The 20447-nt window shown below is 69.8% G+C and carries 19 protein-coding genes; 6 read left to right on the top strand and 13 right to left on the bottom strand.

Going from position 1 to position 20447, the window contains the following annotated elements; genetic code table 11:
- Positions 1–94: 94 nt before the first annotated feature.
- Entirely contained in the window at positions 95–1423 is a 1329-nt protein-coding gene (locus JHN45_RS39330) for an AI-2E family transporter (RefSeq protein WP_201054310.1), read from the top strand.
- Positions 1424–1453: 30 nt separating this feature from the next.
- On the opposite strand, the gene JHN45_RS39325 is transcribed toward JHN45_RS39330, so the two are convergent.
- Together JHN45_RS39325 and JHN45_RS39320 are read right to left on the bottom strand one after the other, a co-directional pair.
- A complete protein-coding gene (locus JHN45_RS39325; RefSeq protein ID WP_200710137.1) occupies positions 1454–1993 on the bottom strand; it encodes an alkyl hydroperoxide reductase in 540 nt (179 codons plus the stop codon).
- 6 nt (positions 1994–1999) lie between these two features.
- A complete protein-coding gene (locus JHN45_RS39320; protein ID WP_200710138.1) occupies positions 2000–2554 on the bottom strand; it encodes a peroxiredoxin in 555 nt (184 codons plus the stop codon).
- A gap of 134 nt (positions 2555–2688) precedes the next feature.
- On the opposite strand from JHN45_RS39320, the gene JHN45_RS39315 reads away from it, so the two are divergent.
- The 4 genes from JHN45_RS39315 to JHN45_RS39300 all read left to right on the top strand — a co-directional run bounded on the left by JHN45_RS39315 (position 2689) and on the right by JHN45_RS39300 (position 5591).
- Positions 2689–3645, top strand: a complete 957-nt coding sequence (locus JHN45_RS39315; protein WP_200710139.1) for a LysR substrate-binding domain-containing protein — start codon at positions 2689–2691, stop codon at positions 3643–3645.
- Between the two features lie 177 nt (positions 3646–3822).
- On the top strand, positions 3823–4728 hold the full coding sequence (locus tag JHN45_RS39310) for a MarR family transcriptional regulator (RefSeq protein WP_201054309.1): 906 nt from the start codon (positions 3823–3825) through the stop codon (positions 4726–4728).
- A 70-nt stretch (positions 4729–4798) separates the two neighbouring features.
- Positions 4799–5158, top strand: coding sequence for a roadblock/LC7 domain-containing protein (locus tag JHN45_RS39305; RefSeq protein WP_093628918.1), 360 nt, complete (start codon positions 4799–4801; stop codon positions 5156–5158).
- A 4-nt stretch (positions 5159–5162) separates the two neighbouring features.
- A complete protein-coding gene (locus JHN45_RS39300; protein WP_019072752.1) occupies positions 5163–5591 on the top strand; it encodes a hypothetical protein in 429 nt (142 codons plus the stop codon).
- A gap of 31 nt (positions 5592–5622) precedes the next feature.
- Here the strand turns inward: JHN45_RS39300 and JHN45_RS39295 are convergent, their stop codons facing one another.
- From JHN45_RS39295 to JHN45_RS39275, 5 genes are all read right to left on the bottom strand, one after another.
- Complete coding sequence (locus JHN45_RS39295; protein WP_201054308.1) at positions 5623–7962, bottom strand: ABC transporter permease; 2340 nt, start codon at positions 7960–7962, stop codon at positions 5623–5625.
- Complete coding sequence (locus JHN45_RS39290) at positions 7959–8651, bottom strand: ABC transporter ATP-binding protein (RefSeq protein ID WP_200710142.1); 693 nt, start codon at positions 8649–8651, stop codon at positions 7959–7961. The genes JHN45_RS39295 and JHN45_RS39290 overlap by 4 nt, the downstream gene beginning before the upstream one ends.
- A complete protein-coding gene (locus JHN45_RS39285) occupies positions 8648–9172 on the bottom strand; it encodes a PadR family transcriptional regulator (protein WP_200710143.1) in 525 nt (174 codons plus the stop codon). Before JHN45_RS39285 ends, JHN45_RS39290 begins: the two co-directional genes overlap by 4 nt.
- 105 nt (positions 9173–9277) lie before the next feature.
- On the bottom strand, positions 9278–9520 hold the full coding sequence (locus JHN45_RS39280; protein ID WP_093628922.1) for a hypothetical protein: 243 nt from the start codon (positions 9518–9520) through the stop codon (positions 9278–9280).
- Entirely contained in the window at positions 9517–10449 is a 933-nt protein-coding gene (locus tag JHN45_RS39275; protein WP_201054307.1) for an SPFH domain-containing protein, read from the bottom strand. The genes JHN45_RS39280 and JHN45_RS39275 overlap by 4 nt, the downstream gene beginning before the upstream one ends.
- A 210-nt stretch (positions 10450–10659) precedes the next feature.
- On the opposite strand from JHN45_RS39275, the gene JHN45_RS39270 reads away from it, so the two are divergent.
- Positions 10660–13035, top strand: a complete 2376-nt coding sequence (locus JHN45_RS39270; RefSeq protein WP_201054306.1) for a transglycosylase domain-containing protein — start codon at positions 10660–10662, stop codon at positions 13033–13035.
- A gap of 70 nt (positions 13036–13105) precedes the next feature.
- On the opposite strand, the gene JHN45_RS39265 is transcribed toward JHN45_RS39270, so the two are convergent.
- The 6 genes from JHN45_RS39265 to JHN45_RS39240 all read right to left on the bottom strand — a co-directional run.
- Positions 13106–14563: a catalase gene (locus JHN45_RS39265; protein ID WP_201054305.1), complete on the bottom strand. Its 1458-nt coding sequence runs from the start codon at positions 14561–14563 to the stop codon at positions 13106–13108.
- Positions 14564–14660: 97 nt separating this feature from the next.
- Complete coding sequence (locus JHN45_RS39260; protein ID WP_200710147.1) at positions 14661–16745, bottom strand: SpoIIE family protein phosphatase; 2085 nt, start codon at positions 16743–16745, stop codon at positions 14661–14663.
- A gap of 302 nt (positions 16746–17047) precedes the next feature.
- A complete protein-coding gene (locus tag JHN45_RS39255) occupies positions 17048–17740 on the bottom strand; it encodes a DUF402 domain-containing protein (RefSeq protein ID WP_234467855.1) in 693 nt (230 codons plus the stop codon).
- A 72-nt stretch (positions 17741–17812) separates the two neighbouring features.
- On the bottom strand, positions 17813–19198 hold the full coding sequence (locus JHN45_RS39250) for an aspartate ammonia-lyase (RefSeq protein ID WP_201054304.1): 1386 nt from the start codon (positions 19196–19198) through the stop codon (positions 17813–17815).
- Positions 19199–19235: 37 nt separating this feature from the next.
- A complete protein-coding gene (locus JHN45_RS39245) occupies positions 19236–19955 on the bottom strand; it encodes an XRE family transcriptional regulator (protein ID WP_201054303.1) in 720 nt (239 codons plus the stop codon).
- Between the two features lie 143 nt (positions 19956–20098).
- Positions 20099–20447, bottom strand: a 349-nt coding sequence (locus tag JHN45_RS39240; protein ID WP_201054302.1) for an SH3 domain-containing protein, incomplete at its 5' end; no start/stop codon positions are given.

Genomic DNA, 20447 nt, shown 5'->3' with positions numbered 1-20447 from the left:
GTCCTAGGGGGAGGGGCCTTCGCCCTGTACGGTCGGACACGCAACGGCTCCAGGGGGGAGTGGGGTGGGGACAGACGGGGGAAGAGGGCGGATCATGTCGCGAGTGCCAGGGTGGCTCGGCCGGCTCGGCAACGGGCTGAGCGAGATGGGGGAGCGCTTGGACGAGCGCCGTGCCGAGGTGGAGAAGGAACACACCGACGCCGAGGCGGAGTTGCCGCCCGCCGACCCCGAACCCCCCGAGCCCGTCCCGGTACCCGTCACCATCGCCCGTGACCGCCCCGACCCCGCGCTCGCCGTGCCCTGGGGTGTGCGGGTGGCCGCCGAGGCGGGCTGGCGGCTGCTGATCCTGGCCGGCACGGTCTGGGTGCTGATGCGGGTCATCAGCGCCGTACAACTGGTGGTCCTGGCCTTCGCCGCGGCCCTGCTCATCACGGCACTGCTCCAGCCGACGGTGGCCGCCCTGATCCGCTACGGCTTTCCGCGCGGGGTGGCCACGGCCCTGACCGCGATTCTCGGCTTCGTCGTGATGGGGTTGATCGGCTGGTTCGTGACCTGGCAGGTCATGGCCAACATCGACAACCTCTCCGACCAGGTCCAGAACGGCGTCGACGATCTGCGCAACTGGCTGCTCAAGGGCCCGTTCCACGTCACCGAGAAGCAGATCAACCAGATCGCGAAGAACCTCCGCGAGGCCATCGGCGCCAACACCGACCAGATCACCTCGTTCGGCCTGGAGGGCGTCCAGGTCATCGTCGAGGCCCTGACCGGCATCCTGCTGACGGCCTTCTCGACCCTCTTCCTGCTCTACGACGGCCCGCGGATCTGGCAGTGGTCGCTGAAGCTGGTGCCCGCGGCGGCCCGGCCGGCGATGGCGGGCGCGGGCCCGCGCGCCTGGCGCACGCTCACGGCCTACGTCCGCGGCACGGTCATAGTCGCCTTCATCGACGCCGTCTGTATCGGCGTCGGCATCTACTTCCTCGGCGTACCGATGGCCGTGCCGCTCGCCGTCTTCATCTTCCTGTTCTCGTTCATCCCGCTGGTGGGCGCGGTGGCGTCCGGCGCGCTGGCGGTCGTCGTCGCGCTCGTCACCCAGGGCGTCGTCACAGCCCTGTTCACCCTGGGCGTCGTCCTCGCCGTCCAGCAGATCGAGGGCCACATCCTCCAGCCGTTCATCCTGGGCCGGGCGGTCCGGGTGCACCCCCTCGCGGTGGTGCTGTCGGTCGCGGCGGGCGGGATGATCGCCGGGATCGGCGGAGCGGTGGTGGCAGTCCCGCTGGTGGCGGTCACCAACACGGTGGTGAGCTACCTGAAGGCGTACGCCCAGGGCACGGAGCCGGCCCCTCGGCTGTCTCCGAAGCCGAGGGGGGCTACGGCGGTCTCGTCGACACCGACCGACTCCCCACCGCCGGACCAGGCCCCGTAACGGCATCGCCCACCACCCACCCGTTCACCGTCAGTCGAGAGGCGCCAGTACCGCCTCCGCCTCCAGCGTGACCCCCACCGCCTCCACCACCGCCGCGATCTTGAACGCCTCCTGGATCACGTCCCGTTCGACCCCCGCCTTGCGCAGCACCTGCTCGTGCGAGTCGAGACACATCCCGCAGCCGTTGACCGCGGACACGGCGAACGACCACAGCTCGAAGTCGACCTTGTCGACACCGGGGTTGCCGATCACGTTCATCCGCAGCCCCGCCCGCAGGGTGCCGTACTCGTGGTCGGACAACAGGTGCCGTGTGCGGTAGAAGACGTTGTTCATCGCCATGACCGCGGCGGCGGACTTGGCGGCGGTGTACGCCTCCGGCGACAGGTGCGCCTTCGCCTCGGGCGCCAACTCCCGCAGCACGAGCGGCGATCGGGACGCGATCGCCGTAGCGAGGACCGTCCCCCACAGCTGCTGCGCGGGCAGGTCGGAGTTGCCGATGACCGAACCGAGGTTGAGCTTCAGGTCCTTGGCGTAGTCCGGTATGGCGGACTTCAGGGCGTCCAGCGACATGTCAGCTCACTTCCCGGCGAGCAGCGCGCCCGCGTCCAGCGTGGCCTCGCCCTTGGTCCAGTTGCACGGGCAGAGCTCGTCCGTCTGGAGCGCGTCGAGGACCCGCAGAACCTCCTTGGGGTTACGGCCGACCGAGCCCGCGGTCACCATCGAGAACTGGATCTCGTTGTTCTGGTCCACGATGAACACCGCGCGCTTGGCGAAACCGTCCTCGCCCTCGATGCCGAGGTCCCGCATCAGCTCGTGCCGGGAGTCGGCCAGCATCGGGAACGGCAGGTCGCGCAGGTCGTCGTGGTCCTTGCGCCAGGCGTGGTGGACGTACTCGGAGTCGCCGGAGAAGCCGAGCACCTGGGCGTCACGGTCGGCGAACTCGTCGTTCAGCTTCCCGAAGGCGGCGATCTCGGTGGGGCACACGAAGGTGAAGTCCTTGGGCCATGCGAAGACGATCTTCCACTTGCCCTCGTAGGTCTTGTGGTCGATCCGCCGGAACTCCTCGCCCTTCTCCAGCGAGACACAGGCGGTCAGATCGAACGACGGGAACTTGTCACCGACAGTGAGCACTGGCTCTCCTTGCAGCGGAAAGCACCCAAGCGGAATGGGTGCTTCACGTGGGTTGGTCGGCCCCGATCCTGGCACAACGTGCATTGATTGTGGAAATAGCTACACTGGGGCGTGTTGATCGGAGGCGGTTATCAGTGACCGTTAGTAATACGAGTAAGAGACGCCAGCCCAGCCTGGCTCAACTGCGCGCCTTCTCCGCGGTCGCCGAACACCTCCACTTCCGGGACGCCGCCGCAGCGATCGGCATGAGCCAGCCCGCCCTGTCCGGTGCCGTCGCCGCACTGGAGGACACCCTCGGCGTGACCCTCCTGGAGCGCACCACCCGCAAGGTGCTCCTCTCGCCCGCCGGCGAGCGGCTCGCCGTACGGGCGCGGGCCGTGCTGGACGAGGTCGGGGCGCTGCTGGCGGAGGCGGAGGCCGTGCGGGCGCCCTTCACCGGGGCGCTGCGCCTCGGGGTCATCCCGACCGTCGCGCCGTATCTGCTGCCGACCGTGCTGCGGCTGGTGCACGACCGGTACCCGGACCTCGACCTCCAGGTGCACGAGGAGCAGACCGCGAACCTGCTGGAAGGGCTGACCACCGGTCGCCTCGACCTGCTGCTGCTCGCCGTGCCCCTCGGGGTGCCCGGAGTGGTCGAACTCCCCCTGTTCGACGAGGACTTCGTGCTCGTCACACCCCTGGATCATCCACTCGGCGGCCGGACCGGCATCCCGCGCGAGGCCCTGCGCGAACTGAACCTGCTGCTCCTGGACGAGGGGCACTGCCTGCGCGACCAGGCCCTCGACATCTGCCGGGAGGCGGGCCGCGCGGACGCCCCCGTCACCACCACCGCGGCCGGACTCGCCACGCTCGTGCAGCTCGTCGCCGGTGGGCTCGGGGTCACGTTGTTGCCGCGTACCGCCGTACGCGTCGAGACGACCCGCAGCGACCAGCTCCTCACCGGCTACTTCACCGAGCCCGCTCCGACCCGCCGGATCGCCCTCGCGATGCGGACCGGAGCCGCCCGTCGCGCCGAGTACCAGGAGCTGGCCGCCGCCCTCCGCGAGGCCCTGCGGCCGTTGCCGGTACGGGTGTTGGGGACCGGCAACTGACCCGCCCCCGTTCGGTCAAATGAGCGTCGGACAAAGGAAATCGAACGGCGGGAATTCTCAACTTCCGTCACCCGCAGGCAGGTAGGAAGAACCCCGCCGGAATATGCGCTCGGACTGATACACCTTCACCCCTCAGCGCTACACGTCAGGTGCGTGTACGAAAAGCCTAGGGGAGTGATGTCGGGCATTCGGGATTCCCTCGGCCGGGTCGGTCACGACCTGCTCGCGGCGGCTCTTTCGGCCTGTGGGCGCGAGGAGTTCACCGGGGGGCTGCGGGTGTCCGGCAGACCCGGCGGGATCTTCCATCTGCGCGGCGGGCTCGTCATCGCGGTGGAGAGTCCCGGCGCGCCGGGCCCCGAGGCGCTGCTGCTGCGTTCCGGCCGGATCAGCGGCGAGCAATGGGCCGACCTGGTACGGGAGTCGGGCGGCTCGCGCTGGCCGGTGGCCGGGCTGATCGCCCATGGGTACGCGGGCGCAGCCCAGTTGCGGATCGTGTGTGTGCTGGCCCTGCACGACGCGGCCTTCGCGGTCGTCTCCGGAGACGTCGACCACTGTGAACGCGCCCCGGACGCAAGGCCGTTGGCCCCCGTCGGCATCGGTGAACCACCGATCCGGCTGCTCCAGGACGGGGCCCGCAGGCTCGCCGCGATCGCCGCGCTGCCGTATCCCGTACGGCCCGACCGGGAACGTCCCCGGGCCCCGGCCGAGGTTCCCGCCGAGGCCGGACTCGGCATGCTGCAACGGGAGTTGCTCGCCCATGTCGACGGCCGCCGTACCGCCCGCGATCTCGCCTTCCGGACCGGGCGCGGGGTCTACCCGGTCACCGCCGAGGTCGCGCGGATGCTCGCCGAAGGGCTGCTGGAGTGCTCGGACGCCCCGGTCCCGATCCCGGTCCGGGTGCCGGCCGAGGAGCCCGTCCTGCGCCGTCGTGAACCGGCGCCCGAGCCGCCGCAGTTCACCGCGCCCACCGCGCTGCCCCGCCGCAATCCGGGGGCCAGCGGCATCACCGAATCTCTCGTCCCCGAAAAGAGCGGGGCGGGCTGGAAAGGGTTCTTCCGCCTGCGGAACGGAACCTCGAAATGAATCCGGACGACCACATGCGATCAGTTTTAGGGGAGTTGAGTAAGTGGATCACAAAGCCCTGACATTGGAAATGCGCACACTGCGGGAACAGGTGACCGGAATCACCGACACCGCGGTCACGGCGGCCGACGGACTGCTCATCGCGGCCGACACCGCCGACTCGATCGACCCGGAGGCCCTCGCCGCGCTCGCCGCGGCCGGCCTGGGCCTGGCCCGGCGCACCGCCGCGGCCACCGACCGCGGCACGCTGCGCCAGACGGTGACGTACGGAAGTCACGGCTGCGCCGCGACGTACGCCGTCGGCGACACCGCCCTGATGGTGGTGCTCGGCGACGAGGGGATGGACGTGGACCGGCTGCATCTGGCGGCCCGGCCGACGCTCGACCGGATCGAGTCGATCCTCACCGAGAAGGCATCAGAAGGAGTGTGAAGGGATGGCGACGAAGCGTATGACCCCAGGATTCTCCGACCAGGTGATGGGCCTGGTCAAAACCCTCCGGACCGATGCCCCCGACTGTGTGGCCTCGGGCGTGGTCGACATGTCCACCGGCATGCTGCTGTCGTACGAGACCATCGACAACCACCCGCCAGAGGTCCTCGACCTGCTGGCGGGTGCGACCCTCGATCTGTTCCAGGGCCGGACGGTCGTGATGATCGAGGACGTCTTCAAGGAGCGTCGCGGGATCACCAGTGACCACCACTTCTTCCAGGAGATCCTCGTCAACAGCGAGAACCTCACCCATCTGTTCGTGCGGATGACCGAGCAACAGGACGTCGTCGCCGTGGTGGTCTGCCGCAAGTCGGTGAACGTGGGCATGCTGTTCGCCCAAGTCCGGCGCGTGGTGCGGGAGTACGGGCTCTGAGCCGAGCGGGCGGACGGCTGCGGACGGGCCCTTACTCCGTGCGCAGCCCGTCCGGCCGCATCATCCGCAGCAGCGGCGGCAGGCTGAGCAGGGTCACCGCCAGGACGACCGCCCCGCCGATGCCGGTCATCATCAGCACGCTCGTCCAGTCGATGGATACCGGCGTGGCCGTCATCTTCAGCAGCACCGTGCCCAGGGTCAGCCCCACCGTCGAGGCCAGGGCCAGGCCCAGGCCGATCGGGATCGCCGTCTGCCACAGCACCGAAAGGCTCAGCGTGCGCCGCCGGGTGCCGAAGGCGACCAGCGCCGACAGCAGCTTCTTGCGCTCGCGCAACTGCTCCAGCTGCGACACCAGCAGGCTTGCCCCGATGAGGACGAGGACACAGGTCGCGCCGACCAGCAGCCCGGTGCGGATGGACGTGAACTGCGCCGACTGCCGGGTGGCCGCCAGGGTGAACACGTCCGCCAGCGGGTCGAGTTTCGCGGCGGTGTTGCGCACGTAGTCGGTCGCGTCCGGCACCGAGGTGTCGAGCGTGACGTACACATGCTGGTCCAGGCTCGGCGCCGCGTTCGCGGGCAGCGCGCCCGAGGTGATCAGCAGTCCGTCGCGGGCGTAACCGGTCGGGTCCTCGCGGTGGGCCGCCGTCTTCAGGCCCGCGGGGACCTTCCAGGCGACGGTGTGGCCCGGTGACGAGTCGTACGACGGGTCGAAGTACACCGTCCGGCCCGCCTTGGCGGTCTGTGCGGTCTGGCTGTCGGCGTCGGTGCCGCCGCCGGTGATCCGGTAGATGTCACCGTCGTGGCAGCCTGTCAGCCGGGCCACTTCCTGCAGTTGGGCGCAGCTGCCGACGGCGACCTCCACCGAGCCGTCCGGGTTCTTGGCCCGGTCGGCGACGGAGGTGAGCGAGATGGGCGACGTATGCCGCACGCCCTTGGTGCGGGCGAGCTGTCCGTCGGCCTTGGCCAGCGAGGTGCCGCCGTCGACGGTGACCTCGATCTGGGCCCGGTTCACGTCGTTGCCGGTCCGCCTGGTGTAGTCGCCCTCGACGCCGGCGAACAGCATCTGCAGCGCGATCGCCCCGGCCACCGCGACCGCGATGCCGTTGACCATGCGGGCGGCCGTACCGCTGCTCAACTGGAGCCTGCGGACGGCGAGTTGCCAGGACACCGAGCCGGAGTTCAGCCGGGCCACGGTGGCCTCGACGATCCACGGCAGCAGGGCGGTGATGCCGACGAGCAGCAGGACCGTGCCGCCGATCACCAGCCACTGGTTGAAGTTCCCGTTGGTGCCGCCCTGGCCGATCATCGGGTAGAGCATCGCGAGGCCGGCCAGCGGCATCAGCAGCCGCCACCACAGCCGGCGCCGCGGCGGCTTCGCCTTGCGGACCACCCCGAGCGGTTCGATGACGACCCCGCGCAGCGCGAACAGCGTCACCAGGACGGCCGCGGCCGGCACCGCGAGGGCGACGGCGAGGGCGAGCAGCGGCGAGGGGTTGAGGTCGCTCGGGAACATGCTGATGTCCCGCACCTCGAACAGCGACGCCAACTGCCGCCCCACCAGGAAGAATCCGGTGCCGAGGACGAGTCCGAGGAGCGCCCCCGCGAGCGCCTCGCCGCCCGCGATCCGGCGTGCCATGCGGCCGTCCGCGCCGACCAGGCGCAGCGCCGCGAGCCGTTGGTCCCGGCGGTCGCCGCCGAACCGTACGGCCGCCGCGATGAACACGCCGACCGGCAGCAGCAGCACGATGAAGACGATCAGGAGCAGCAGCAGGAGGATCGGGTCGAGCTTGTCCGGCGTGCTGTTGGGGGAGGGCCCGAAGTAGTTGATGCGCTCGACGCTGCTGCCGGACTGGTGCTGCAGGAGGTCCTTGCCGCCCGCGTAGTAGGCGAGTTCGGCGGGTCCGATGAGCCCGGCCCGCGCGATGGTGCCGGTGATCTTGTACGGCAGCCGCTCACGGAGCAGCTTCCCGGAGCCGGACTTGAGGAGCTTGTCGAGCGCGGGGGAGACGACCATCTCGCCCGTCGCCGGGAACTTCGTGAGGCCCGGCGGCAGCGGCGCCTTGGTGCCGTCCGGCTCCAGCAGCCGGCCGCGTACGTCCTTGGTGCGGAACGTGGTGTCGGAGTTGGCGATGACGAGGGTGTTGTCCGCCTTCGGCAGCTGCTTCCCGCTGTAGGTGAAGTCCTGCCGGGCGTTGCCGCGTGCGTCGCGGTTCGACAGCGCGTTCGGCAGCGCGGTGGTGAGCAGCAGCAGCGCCACCCCGAGCCCGACGCCGACCGCCGTCAGTACGGCCCGCACCCAGCCCTCACGCCCGCCGGCGAAGGCGAACCGCACCCCCATGGCCAGATCGGCCGCCCACTGACGCAGGTTCATACGATGCGCTCCATGTCCTTGGACTTGCCGTCCCGTACGACGATCTCGCGGTCGGAGTACGCGGCCACCCGGGCCTCGTGCGTGACCAGGACGACGGCCGCGTTGGTGGATCTGGCGGCCTCGGTCAGCAGTTCCATCACGCGCTCGCCGTTGAGCGAGTCGAGCGCGCCGGTCGGCTCGTCGGCGAACAGCACGCGCGGGCTGGTGACCAGCGAGCGGGCCACGGCGACGCGCTGCCCCTGTCCGCCGGAGACCTCACCGGGCCGCTTCTTGGCGAGGTCGTCGACCTCGAGGCGCTCCATCCACTGGAGCGAGGCGCGCTCGGCCTCCTTGCGGTGCGTGCCGTTCAGTCGCAGCGGCAGCGCCACGTTCTCGACGCAGGTCAGCTCGGGCACCAACTGGCCGAACTGGAACACGAACCCGAACTCCGAGCGGCGCAGCGCGCTGCGCTGGGCGTCGCTCATCGTCGCCATCTCCTGCCCGTTGTAGAGGATCGAGCCCGAGTCGGGCGGCACGATCCCGGCGAGACAGTGCAGCAGCGTCGACTTCCCGGACCCGGAGGGCCCCATCACGGCGACCACCTCGCCAGGGTGGATGGAGAACTCGGCGCCGTCGAGCGCGGTCGTCGGCCCGTAGGCCTTGCGCAGCTCCTGGGCCGCGAGCAGGGAACCGGCGGGATGTGTCGTCACTTGGCCACCACCTCGGCGAGCTTGTCGAGACGCGCCGCGGTGAGCTCCAGCCACCGCAGGTCGGCCTCCAGATGGAAGAGGGCGTGGTCGCAGATCAGCTGGTCCGCGAGATCGCCCTTGCGCTTGCGGTCGGTCAGGATCCGCATACCGCGCAGATGTTCGGAGCGCTGTACGTCGAGGATCTCCGCCGCGTTGCGGTGCGTGAGCAGCGCGAGAACGACCTTGGTGTAGAGCGTCGACTGCAGATACGGCTCGGGCTTCTCCGGCGTCGCGAGCCACTGCTGTACGTCGGTGATCCCGGCGTCGGTGATCGCGTACCGCTTGCGCTCGGGACCGCCGCCGGCCTCGATGCCGTCGACCTCGACGAGGCCGTTCTTCAGCAGGCGGGACATCGTCGAGTAGACCTGGCCGTAGTGCAGCGGCCGGTCGTGACCGAACTTCTCGTCGAAGGCCCGCTTCAGGTCGTAACCGTGGCACGGGCCGGACTCAAGGAGCCCTAGAAGGGTGTGACCGATGGACATGCGGAGCACTCTACACACGGCGTATACCCGGTGTGTATACGCACTGTGTGTAGATCATGGCCCGGGGTACGGCCCCGCAGGTGGGGGCCGATTGTCACGGTTCTGTCACTGGGGCGGCCGGGGTGGCCTGCCCCTCCTGGGCAACGGCCCCGCCTCGCCCGGCAGCCGTCCCGCCTCCGCGAGAGCGCGCCGCAGCAGGAACTCGATCTGCGCGTTGGCGGACCGCAGTTCGTCCCCGGCCCACCGCGCGACGGCCTCGTAGACCGCGGGGTCCAGCCGCAGCAGCACCTGCTTGCGCTCCTGCTGCGGCCGGCGCTTCGCCCCGGAGGGCTCGGAAGGGTCTGTCACTGGTAGAGGGTCCCCGTGTTCAGCACGGGCTGTGGCGCCCGGTCCCCGCACAGCACCACCAGCAGGTTGGACACCATGGCCGCCTTCCGCTCGGAGTCCAGCTCCACGATGTCCCGCTCGGTGATCCGGGCCAGTGCCGCCTCGACCATCCCGACCGCCCCGTCCACGATCTGCCGCCGGGCTGCGACGACCATCCCGGCCTGCTGCCGCTGGAGCATCGCCGAGGCGATCTCGGGCGCGTAGGCGAGATGCGTGAAGCGGGACTCGATGATCTGCACGCCGGCCGCCTCGACGCGCGCGCTCAGTTCGAGGACGAGCTTCTCGGTGATCTCCTCGGCGTTGCCGCGCAGCGAGAGCCCGCCCTCGTCGTGGGAGTCGTAGGGGTACTCGATGGCGATGTGCCGTACGGCCGCCTCGGTCTGGATGGCGACGAAGTCGCTGTAGTCGTCCACCTCGAAGGTGGCCTGCGCGGTGTCGCGGACCTTCCACACCATGACCGCGGCCAGCTCGATCGGGTTGCCGTAGGCGTCGTTGACCTTGAGGACCGCGGTCTCGTGGTTGCGGACGCGGGTGGAGATCTTGGTGCGCGCGGTGAAGGGGTTCACCCAGCGCAGTCCGTCCTGGCGGATGGTCCCCCGGTAGCGCCCGAAGAGCTGCACGACCCGTGCCTCGCCCGGCGCCACCGTGTTCAGCCCGCGCATCGCGATGACCGCGGCCAGGAAGACGAGGAGGCCGCCGACGATCAGCGCGGCCTTGCCGCCGGGCGCGGTGACCGCGGTGGCGCCGGCGAGCAGTCCGGCGGCGAGCAGCAGCCCGGCCAGTCCGAGAACCAGCGCCAGCGCGCCGCCGATGCTGTGCGCGGCGAACTCGCGCACACGCGGGGCGGGCATCTCGGGTACGTCCGCCGTGGGTGAGTCCGTGGCCATCATGTCCCCCATATCTCGGTTGAAGCAAAGTGATATCACTTTACCCCTGCGCGGCAACCCTCAACCCCGTTCGTACGTCGGTTCCGTTGGAACAGGTGCTGATTCTCACGTCCGTAAAAGACAGGATCGGCAGACCTTTGTCACAACTGGCGGTGTTAGCTTTCTGAGCTGACTTGCAGAGACGGCCGAGACGGAAGCGGAGCAGACGGACTCATGGGACGAGCGGAAGAGCGACGAGCGCGACAACGCGGTGGCCGCCGCGCTGCGCCCAAGACCCGCCGTTCGTCGGGGGCCACGGCAACGGCCACCGCCACAGCCACCGCGCCGGCCGGCAGCGCCTCGGCCGGTACGGACGCCAGGAGTGGCAAGGACGGCAAGAGCGGCAAGGGCGGTAAGAGTTTCATACGCAGACTCTTCACCTGGAAGAAGATCCTCGGCACGTTCCTCGGCTTCTGCCTGCTCGGCATCGGCGCGTTCATCGTGCTCTACATGATGATCAGCATCCCCGAGGGCAATGCGACCGCGAAGCTCCAGAGCAACGTCTACAAGTACAGCGACGGCTCGATCCTGACCCGCAGGGGCCAGGTCAACCGGGAGAACGTGGACCTCTCGCAGGTACCGAAGGAGGTCCAGGAGACGTTCGTCGCCGCCGAGAACAAGACCTTCTACAACGACGCCGGCGTCGACCTCAAGGGCACCGCGCGCGGTCTGCTCAACACGCTGTCCGGCAAGGGCGCGCAGGGCGGTTCGACGATCACCCAGCAGTACGTCAAGAACTACTACCTGACGCAGGACCAGACCGTCACGCGCAAGCTCAAGGAACTGGTCATCTCGCTGAAGCTGGACCGCGAGAAGTCCAAGGACTACATCCTCGCCGGATACATCAACACCAGTTACTACGGCCGCGGCGCCTACGGCATCCAGGCCGCCGCGCAGGCCTACTACCAGGTCGACGCGAGGAAGCTCTCGGTCCAGCAGGGCGCCTATCTCGCCGCGCTGCTCCAGGCTCCGAACCAGTACGACTGGGCGATAGCCACCGACACGGGCAAGCAGCTGGTGAAGGCGCGCTGGAACTACGTGCTCGACAACATGGTCGAGCAGAAGTGGCTGAGCTCCGCCGACCGCCAGAAGTTGACGTTCCCGACCCCCAAGCTGCCCAAGGCAGAGGCCGGCATGGAGGGGCAGAACGGCTACCTGGTGACCGAGGCCAACGCGGCGCTGGAGAGGCAGCTGATCTCCAACGGCCAGGCCGCCAACACCAAGGAGGCCGAGGCGCTGGTCGACGCGGGCGGCTGGACGATCACCCTCAACATCGACAAGAAGAAGCAGGCCCAGCTGGAGAAGTCGGTCAAGTCCCAGCTGACCAGCAAGCTCGACGCCAAGAAGCGCAAGGTCGACGGGAACGTCCAGCCGGGTGCCGTGTCCGTGAACCCGACGACGGGCGCGGTCGTGGCGATGTACGGCGGTGTGGGCTACACCAAGCACTTCACGAACAACGCCACCCGCACCGACTACCAGCCCGCGTCCACGTTCAAGCCGGTGATCCTCGCCGCGGCCCTGGCCGACGGGGCCAAGACGCAGTCCGGCAAGACGATCACGACCAACACCCTCTACGACGGCACCAGCAAGCGCCCGGTCGTGGGCAGCGACATCGGGTTCGCACCGGAGAACGAGGACGACCAGGACTACGGCAAGGTCACCGTCCAGACGGCGATGAACAAGTCGATCAACTCGGTCTTCGCGCAGCTCGGTGTCGACGTCGGCATGGACAAGGTGATGAAGACCGCCGAGCAGCTGGGCATGGACCCCGGCGACCTGAAGGCCGTACCGGCGCAGACCCTGGGCACCATGGGCGCGAGCCCGATGGAGATGGCCGGCGTCTACGCCACCTTCGACAACCACGGCCGGAAGGTCACCCCGGCGATCATCAAGTCGGTGTCGCACAACACGCGCACGGTCACCATGCCCAACCCGATCGGCGGCCAGGTCATCCCGCGTGAGGCCGCCGACACGGTGTCCTCGGTGCTGACCGGTGTGGTCGACGACGGTACGGCGAAGGTGTCGGTGGCCGAGAACAGCAAGCGCGACGGGCAGCAGGTCGCGGGCAAGACGGGTACGTCCGACAACAACAAGTCGGCCTGGTTCACCGGCTACACGCCCGACCTGGTCACCTCGGTGGGCCTGTTCGGCGAGAAGCAGGGCAGCGGCGCACAGGTCCCGCTGACCGGTGCGACCGGCCTGATCACCGCGGGCGGCGGCCGTATCAACGGTGGTGGCTACCCGGCGCAGATCTGGGCGACGTACATGTTCGGAGTGACCAAGGCGAACAGCAAGTTCGACCTGGACACCGACCAGGGCGCGGCCGTCGAGCCGGACTTCACGCCGACCCCGAGCGCGTCCGTGTCGGTGACGCCGTCCGAGACGCCGACGACGAAGAGTCCGTCGCCGACCCCGACGACGGAGTCGCCCACGCCGACCCCGACGCCCACGCCCACCCCGACACCCACTCCGACGCCGACGAGCGATCCGACCCCGACGACACCGGGCGACGGCGACACCAACCAGCCGCTCGACCAGTTCGGCCAGTAGCCGGGTCGTACGCCGGCTCGTACGAGCGAAAGGGCGCCCGGCGCACCGCCGGGCGCCCTTCCGTGTGCCGTTACTCGAAGCCGGCGGCGATCCGGTCGCCCAGCTCCTTGTCCACGTGCTGCCAGTAGCGCAGGGCGCGGTCGAGGACGGAGCGGGAGACGTCGGTCTTCAGATGGCCGGTGACGTTCGAGACGAGGCGGTCGCGGGCCGGGTCGTCGAGGACCTCGCGGACCATCGTGCCGGCCTGGCCGAAATCGTCGTCCTCGCGGTGCGACTTCGTTGCCTCGCGGACCAGTTCACCTGCGGTCTGCCAGCTCGCCGGGTCGCCGAACCGCGCGTAGTCTGCGGCGGGTCCGCCGTAGGAGTTCGGGGCGTACGGGCGGGCGGTGTTGGACGCCTCGTACCGCATCGGGCCGTCCTTGGCATAGGAGTTGACCTGCGAGTGCGGTCGATTCGGCGGCAGCTGGGCGTAGTTGGGGCCGATCCGGTACCGGTGGGTGTCCGGGTAGGAGAACAGCCGGCCCAGCAGCATCTTGTCGGGCGAGGGGCCGATGCCCGGGACCAGGTTCGAGGGCTCGAAGGCGGCCTGCTCGATATGGACGAAGTAGTCGTCCGGGTTCCGGTTCAGCGTCATACGGCCGACGTCGATCAGCGGGTAGTCCCCGTGCGGCCAGACCTTCGTCAGGTCGAAGGGGTTGAAACGGTAGTCCGCCGCGTCCTCGAACGGCATGATCTGGACCTTCAGGCTCCAACTCGGCGCGTTCCCGGACTCGATCGACTCGTGCAGGTCCCGGCGGTGCTTGTCGCCGTCGGAACCGGCCAGTTCGTCGGCCTCGGCCTGGGTGAGGCACTCGATGCCCTGGTCGGTCTTGAAGTGGTACTTCACCCAGAACCGCTCACCGGCGCCGTTGATCCACATATAGGTGTGGGAGCCGTAGCCGTTCATGTGGCGGTACGTCTTCGGGATGCCCCGGTCGCCCATCAGCCAGGTCACCTGGTGTGCCGACTCGGGGGAGAGGGTCCAGAAGTCCCACTGCATGTCGTTGCTGCGCAGCCCGGTCGCCGGGTGGCGCTTCTGCGAGCGGATGAAGTCCTGGAACTTGATGGTGTCGCGGACGAAGAAGACCGGGGTGTTGTTGCCCACCAGGTCGTAATTGCCCTGTTCCGTATAGAACTTGAGGGCGAAGCCGCGCGGGTCGCGCCAGGTGTCGGGTGAGCCCTGCTCACCGGCCACGGTGGAGAACCGGGCCAGCAACTCGGTGCGTTTGCCGGGCTGGAAGAGGTCGGCGCGGGTGAACTGGCTGATGTCGTTGGTGACTTCGAAGAAGCCGTAGGCTCCGCTGCCCTTGGCGTGCACCACCCGCTCGGGGACCCGTTCCCGGTTGAACTGGGCCATCTTCTCGATGAGGTAGTGGTCCTGGAGCAGGATCGGGCCGTCGGCTCCGACGGTGAGCGAGTGTTCGTCGCTCTCCACCGGGATGCCGACGTTGTTCGTGGTGTACGGAGTGTGCTGGGGTGCCTGCGTCACGAGCGTCCTCCTGTTCGGAAGAAAGTAGGTCGCTTTCGCTTCGCGTACCCCAGCAGTCAACTCCCACGCTGGTACCTCGGCAACTTTTGGACGAGGTCTAATTCCGGTTCAGTTCGAACCAGACCACCTTCCCGGTGCTGAGCCGGGTCGCTCCCCACCGACGGGCCAGTCTGTTGACCAGGTAGAGCCCGCGCCCGCCCTCGTCCGTGGCCCGCGCCTGCCGCAGCCTGGGCAGCTGGGGCACGTCGTCGCCGACCTCGCAGCGCAGCACATCGGTCCGCAGCAAACGCAGAGTGACCGGCCGGGAGGCGTACCGCACGGCGTTCGTGACGACCTCGCTGACCAGCAGCTCCACCGAGTCGCTCATGTCCTCCATGCCCCAGCGGGCCAGCGCCCGCCGCGCCAGCCGACGGGCCTGGCCGGGCGCCGAGTCCTCCGGATCGAGGAACCAGTACGCCACATCGCTCGGCGCGATCCCGTCGAAGCGGGCGGCGAGCAGCGCGATGTCGTCGTCCCGGTCGCCCGGGCCGAGCATGTCGAGCACCTCGTCGCACAGGGCTTCCAGGGGCGGCGGATGGTCCGGTCCGGTGAGCTGCGCGACCGCGGCCAGCTTCTCGCGCAGCTGCTCTATCCCGGTCCAGACGTCCCGCAGCCGGGACTCGACCAGCCCGTCCGTGTACAGCAGCAGCGTCGCTCCCGCCGGGGCATCCAGCTCCACGGCCTCGAAGTCGACGCCGCCGACCCCGATCGGGGCGCCGGGCGGCACCCGCAGCACCTCGGCCCGGCCGCCCAGGTGCAGCAACACCGGTGGCGGATGGCCCGCGTTGGCGATCGTGATGCGGTGCGAGACCGGGTCGTAGACCGCGTAGAGGCAGGTCGCCATGCGGTCGGTGCCCAGCCGCTGGGCCTGCTCGTCGAGGTGGTGCAGAACCTCCTGCGGGGGCAGGTCGAGACCCGCCAACGTCTGCGCGGTGGTGCGGAGTTGGCCCATGATCGCGGCCGAGGTCATGGAATGCCCCATGACGTCGCCGACCACGAGGGCGACCCGGCTGCCGGGCAGCGGGATCGCGTCGTACCAGTCGCCGCCGACCCGGGCCGTCTCGGCGGCCGGAAGGTAGCGCGAGGCCAGCCGCACGCCGGTGGGGCGCGGGAGGGTCTCGGGGAGCATGGTGCGCTGCAGCTCGTCGGCGATGTACGCCTCACGGCCGTAGAGCACCGCCTTGTCGATGCCCAGGGCGCTGTGCGTGGCGAGTTGGGCCGCGACCAGGAGGTCGTCGGCCTCGAACGCCATGCGCTCGGGGCGGCGCAGGAAGAGCGCGGCGCCGATCACCCGGCGCCGGCCGCGCAGCGGCGCGAGGATCGCCCGCTGTCCGGCCGGGACGATCAACTCGCCGCCCTCGCCGAGCAGTTCGGGCAGCGCGGCGCGCGCGGCGGGCGAGTCCGCGAACACCGGCCGTACGCCCCGCAGCACCTCGTTCAGCGCGCCGCCGGGCCTGACCTCGCACAACTCGGCGGTGACCGCGGACAGTTCGGACGGCTGCTCGGGCTGGAGCGCGGGCATGAAGCCGTTCTCCGTGTCCCGCTCCTCCGGGATCCGGTCGGTACGGCGCAGCCGCAGCACGACGGGACCCGTGGGCCGTTCGTCGCCCACCGGCAGCGGGTCGCGCAGATAGACCAGGATCGCGTCCGAGAAGGTCGGCACGGTCGCCCGGCACAGCCCCATCACGATCTCGTCCAGGTCGATGCCGCGGGCGATCCGCCGGGTCGCGGCACCCACGAAGCGCAGCCGGTCCCCGTCGCGCCGCATCGGCATGGGACCGCCCGGGGGCAGCCCCTGTCCCGTACGGCGCTCCTTGGCGGCGGAGTCGGGGCCCGGCTGGGCCGGGATGCCCTCGGGCGCGGGACGCGGGCGGTGGGCGTCGGGTTCGGCGGCCGAGGGCTGGGAGTGCTCGGAGCCACCTGCGGTGTCGGGCTTCACAGGGGTACCTGCCGGGTCCTTCCCCTTGGCGCGGGACGTGCTCGTACCCGGCGCCGAGGACGGCTCACCGGTGCGTGCCTGAGCCGGTAAGGCCGGGGCACCGGACGGCCTGGGCGGCGGCGTCGAGGTACGCAGAAGCGCCCCACGGGGGTCCGTGGGGTCGGCGCCCTGTGGGCGCTCGAAGGAGGTGGGGTGCTCCGTCACGCGTGTCGAATCCGTCCGTCCGGGACCGCACGCTGTACGTACGGTTCGTCCCGCCGAAATGCCGATACCCGGAATACGTGCCCCAGGAACGGAATTCCCGCGTGGTCAGAGGCTGTTCCTGTGCCACCGGTGGACCGGCGGCCCTCAGGACCGGTGTCGCCGGTGTTGCCCTCGTACCCCTCGCTCACGTCCTGCCGCCCCTCGGTGACATCTGGTCAGTCCCGGTGCATGCGCCGGGAGTTGTCGCGGTGCCCTTGCGGAGGACGATCCTACGGTTGCGCACCGGGGGCGCATCAAGGGTCTCATGTGGACAAGTGCGCGGGGGTGCGGTCCCAGTCCTCCGGAAGTGAAGGTACAGCCCAGGACGGATCCGGGCGCCAGTGCTGCCAACCATCCGAGAACGGCGGACCCCACGCGCGGATCGTCTCCACCGCAGACCAGCCCGCTTTCCGTACGCGCTCGGCGAGTTGGGGATCCATCAGCCCGTCCCGCTGGGCCTGCGCGAACTCGTCCTCGTCACGCCACTCCCAACTCCGGTCCGGCTCCACGGTGATGTCCAGGAAGTGGTCCTCGGAGTCGACCCCGCCGGCCCAACGGGCCAGCGGTTCCTCAAGGTTCACGTACCAGTTCTTGAACCGCCATCCCGGCTCCCAGAACAGCCACACCGACCACGGCTCACCGGGCCGCGCCAGCTTCAGCACACCCGTACCGAACCAGTGGTCGCGCTGGACCGTGCGCGGCTTGGTGTACCGCGTCTCCAGCGGCTCCACGTGCACGGACGTGCCGTCCGCGAGCACCGGCTTCACGCACTCGGTGCCGGGCGCCATCCAGACCGCGAGCAGCTCCTCGTCGTCGCGGACGACCGTGACGGGGCGGGCGATGTGGAAGCGCGGTCCGGCGTTCTCCCGATAGCGCCACAGGATCTGATCCCCGGGCGCCCAGAAGGCCGTAGACGTACCTGCTTCCACCGCTCTCACCGCTCCACCGTCTGCCATGAACAGATATTAGGTGCCCCGGGCATACGACGCTGCGGCGCGCGTCACGGTTCTCGCCATGGCGACAATTGGTTACGGACGCGTCATCCGCAGGACATCGAGGGCCTCGTCGAGCTGGACGACCGTCAGGTCACCGCGCTCCACATAGCCGCTCTCCAGCACGACCTGTCGGATCGTCTTGCGTTCCGCCAGTGCCTTCTTGGCCACCTTGGCGGCCTCCTCGTACCCGATGTACTTGTTCAGCGGGGTGACGACGGACGGCGACGACTCGGCGTACTCCCGCGCGCGCTCCCGGTGCGCGACGATCCCGTCCACGGTCCGATCGGCGAGCAGCCGCGAGACGTTGGCCAGCAGCCTGATCGATTCCAGGACATTCTTGGCGATCACGGGGAGCATCACATTGAGCTCGAAGTTTCCCGCGGCCCCGGCGGTGGCGACGGTCGCGTCATTCCCGACGACCTGCGCGGCCACCATCAGCACGGCCTCCGGAATCACCGGATTGACCTTGCCGGGCATGATCGAGGACCCCGGCTGCAGATCCGGCAGCGAGATCTCGGACAGCCCGGTACGCGGCCCGGACGCCATCCACCGCAGATCGTTCGCGATCTTCGTCAGCCCTACGGCGATGGTCCGCAACTGCCCGCTGGTCTCGACGATCCCGTCCCGCGCACCCTGCGCCTCGAAGTGATCCCGCGCCTCGGTCAGCGGCAGCCCGGTGACCAGGGCGACCTCCGCGATCACGGCGGCGGAGAACCCGGGCGGGGTGTTGATCCCGGTGCCGACGGCGGTCCCGCCCAGCGGCAGCTCGGCCAGCCGCGGCAGCGAGGCCTGCAACCGCTCGACGCCGTACCGCACTTGGGCCGCGTACCCGCCGAACTCCTGCCCCAGGGTCACCGGGGTGGCGTCCATGAGATGCGTCCGCCCGGACTTCACGACATCGGCGAACTCGACGGACTTGCGCGAGAGCGCGCCCGCGAGATGCTCCAGGGCGGGGACGAGGTCGTGGATGACGGCACCGGTGGCCGCGATGTGAATGCTGGACGGGAACACGTCGTTGGACGACTGCGAGGCGTTGACGTGGTCGTTCGGATGCACAGGGCGCCCGAGCCGCTCGGTCGCGAGGGTCGCGATCACCTCGTTGGCGTTCATGTTCGACGAGGTGCCGGACCCCGTCTGGAACACGTCGATCGGGAAGTGCTCGTCCCACGCCCCGCCGGCCACCTCACGGGCCGCCTCCTGGATCGCCTCCGCGATGTCCTTGTCCAGCACGCCCAGTTCGGCGTTCACCTTGGCGGCGGCACCCTTGATCCGGGCCAGCGCCTCGATGTGGGCGCGCTCGATGCGCTGCCCAGAGATCGGGAAGTTCTCCACGGCGCGCTGGGTCTGCGCCCGCCACTTGGCGTCCGCCGGGACCTGTACCTCGCCCATGGAGTCGTGCTCGATGCGGTAGTCGCTCATACCTGTATATCGACCGGGAGGGCGGGGATGTTCCGGGTCAGCGCTCCGGAGCCGTGCAGACGGGCCTGCCGCCCACCTCGGCACACGCCTGCGCCCCGCGCGGGTCCACGGCGGCCAGCATCGGGCTGCTGTAGCCGTCCGAACGGTCGCCCGGGTACTCGGCGGACAGCTCGTCCCGGCCCGACCTGATCGAGATCTCCCGCGCGCCGCCGACCCGGGTGCGCACCTCCGACCAGACGGTCGCGCAGGCCGGCGAGTAGAGCAGCCGTACGACCTGGGCGGCCCGCGCCACGACGCTCTCCGTACGGGCGTCCCGGGCGCAGGTCCCGGAACTGGGCAGCGCCCCCTGACAAGTGCCGCCACGGCAGGAGACGGCCGCCTGGTCCGTGTCGCGGTCGAGGACGTCGGCGGCACCGGCGGTGACCGCCACGGTGGCGGCCATCGCGGCGAGGGCGACGAGGGCGCGGGTGGGGGGACGCAGCCGACGGGGTCGTACGGACGGGACGGAAGGTCCGACGGGCCTGGACTGCTCCCGGGTCGCCGTGTCCCACAGGGCGAGCAGCGTGCCGGGGTCGGTTCCCGCGAGCCGGGCGAGCGCCTCGACCGCGGCGCGTGGCGGGAACTGGTCGCCGTTCAGATAACGGTGCCAGGTCGACTTGCTGTACGGCGTGACGGAGGCCAGCGCGGCCAGGCTCAGCCCGGTCCGCCGCTTGAGGAGGTGGAGTTCCGCCAGGAGCCGCTGTCTCTCGACCGTCACATGGCCTTCCCTTCCCGGGGGTGGTGCGGGGCCACACCCGGATCGCCCCGAATATGCCGGATTATGAAGGGGTGTTGACCTGGTGTTCCCCGACGGGACGTACGGGACCGTCCCGTCGGGGAACACCGTCGGTCAGGCGGGGGTCAGCACCAGCGGACGGCGCTGTGGTTGCGGACGTAGTGCGCGGAGACATAGCCCTCGTGGTGCGGGAGCTTGTACCAGCGGTGGCTGCCGAAGACGTCGGAACCGCGCGTCTTGCAGACGATGGGCAGCACCCGCCCGACCGGCCGCGTGCCGACGATCCGGTAGCCGGTGCCCGGGCCGGAGCGGACGTTCAGACGGGTGTAGTGGCGGGTCGTGACACTGCCCCAGGTGTGGGCGGCGGTGACGTGGTGGTGGCGGGTGGGGTGCGCCGGATGGCCGGCCGGGGCGGCGACGGCTGCTGCGGGGAAGAGAGCGACGGCCGCGAACGCGGCCACGAGACCGTTGCGC

It is taken from the genome of Streptomyces sp. MBT53 (assembly GCF_016654115.1).
Taxonomy (GTDB): domain Bacteria; phylum Actinomycetota; class Actinomycetes; order Streptomycetales; family Streptomycetaceae; genus Streptomyces.
Note: the sequence above shows the minus strand (reverse complement) of the source record. Positions and strands in the feature narration are given on the sequence as shown.

Excerpts from the sequence above, each read along its gene's own strand:
- JHN45_RS39330 (WP_201054310.1), top strand. The coding sequence starts at position 95 with ATGTCGCGAGTGCCAGGGTGGCTCGGCCGGCTCGGCAACGGGCTGAGC.
- JHN45_RS39325 (WP_200710137.1), bottom strand. The coding sequence starts at position 1,993 with ATGTCGCTGGACGCCCTGAAGTCCGCCATACCGGACTACGCCAAGGAC.
- JHN45_RS39310 (WP_201054309.1), top strand. The coding sequence starts at position 3,823 with ATGTCGGGCATTCGGGATTCCCTCGGCCGGGTCGGTCACGACCTGCTC.
- JHN45_RS39305 (WP_093628918.1), top strand. The coding sequence starts at position 4,799 with ATGCGCACACTGCGGGAACAGGTGACCGGAATCACCGACACCGCGGTC.
- JHN45_RS39300 (WP_019072752.1), top strand. The coding sequence starts at position 5,163 with ATGGCGACGAAGCGTATGACCCCAGGATTCTCCGACCAGGTGATGGGC.
- JHN45_RS39295 (WP_201054308.1), bottom strand. The coding sequence starts at position 7,962 with ATGAACCTGCGTCAGTGGGCGGCCGATCTGGCCATGGGGGTGCGGTTC.
- JHN45_RS39285 (WP_200710143.1), bottom strand. The coding sequence starts at position 9,172 with ATGTCCATCGGTCACACCCTTCTAGGGCTCCTTGAGTCCGGCCCGTGC.
- JHN45_RS39275 (WP_201054307.1), bottom strand. The coding sequence starts at position 10,449 with ATGATGGCCACGGACTCACCCACGGCGGACGTACCCGAGATGCCCGCC.
- JHN45_RS39270 (WP_201054306.1), top strand. The coding sequence starts at position 10,660 with ATGGGACGAGCGGAAGAGCGACGAGCGCGACAACGCGGTGGCCGCCGC.
- JHN45_RS39255 (WP_234467855.1), bottom strand. The coding sequence starts at position 17,740 with ATGGCAGACGGTGGAGCGGTGAGAGCGGTGGAAGCAGGTACGTCTACG.
- JHN45_RS39250 (WP_201054304.1), bottom strand. The coding sequence starts at position 19,198 with ATGAGCGACTACCGCATCGAGCACGACTCCATGGGCGAGGTACAGGTC.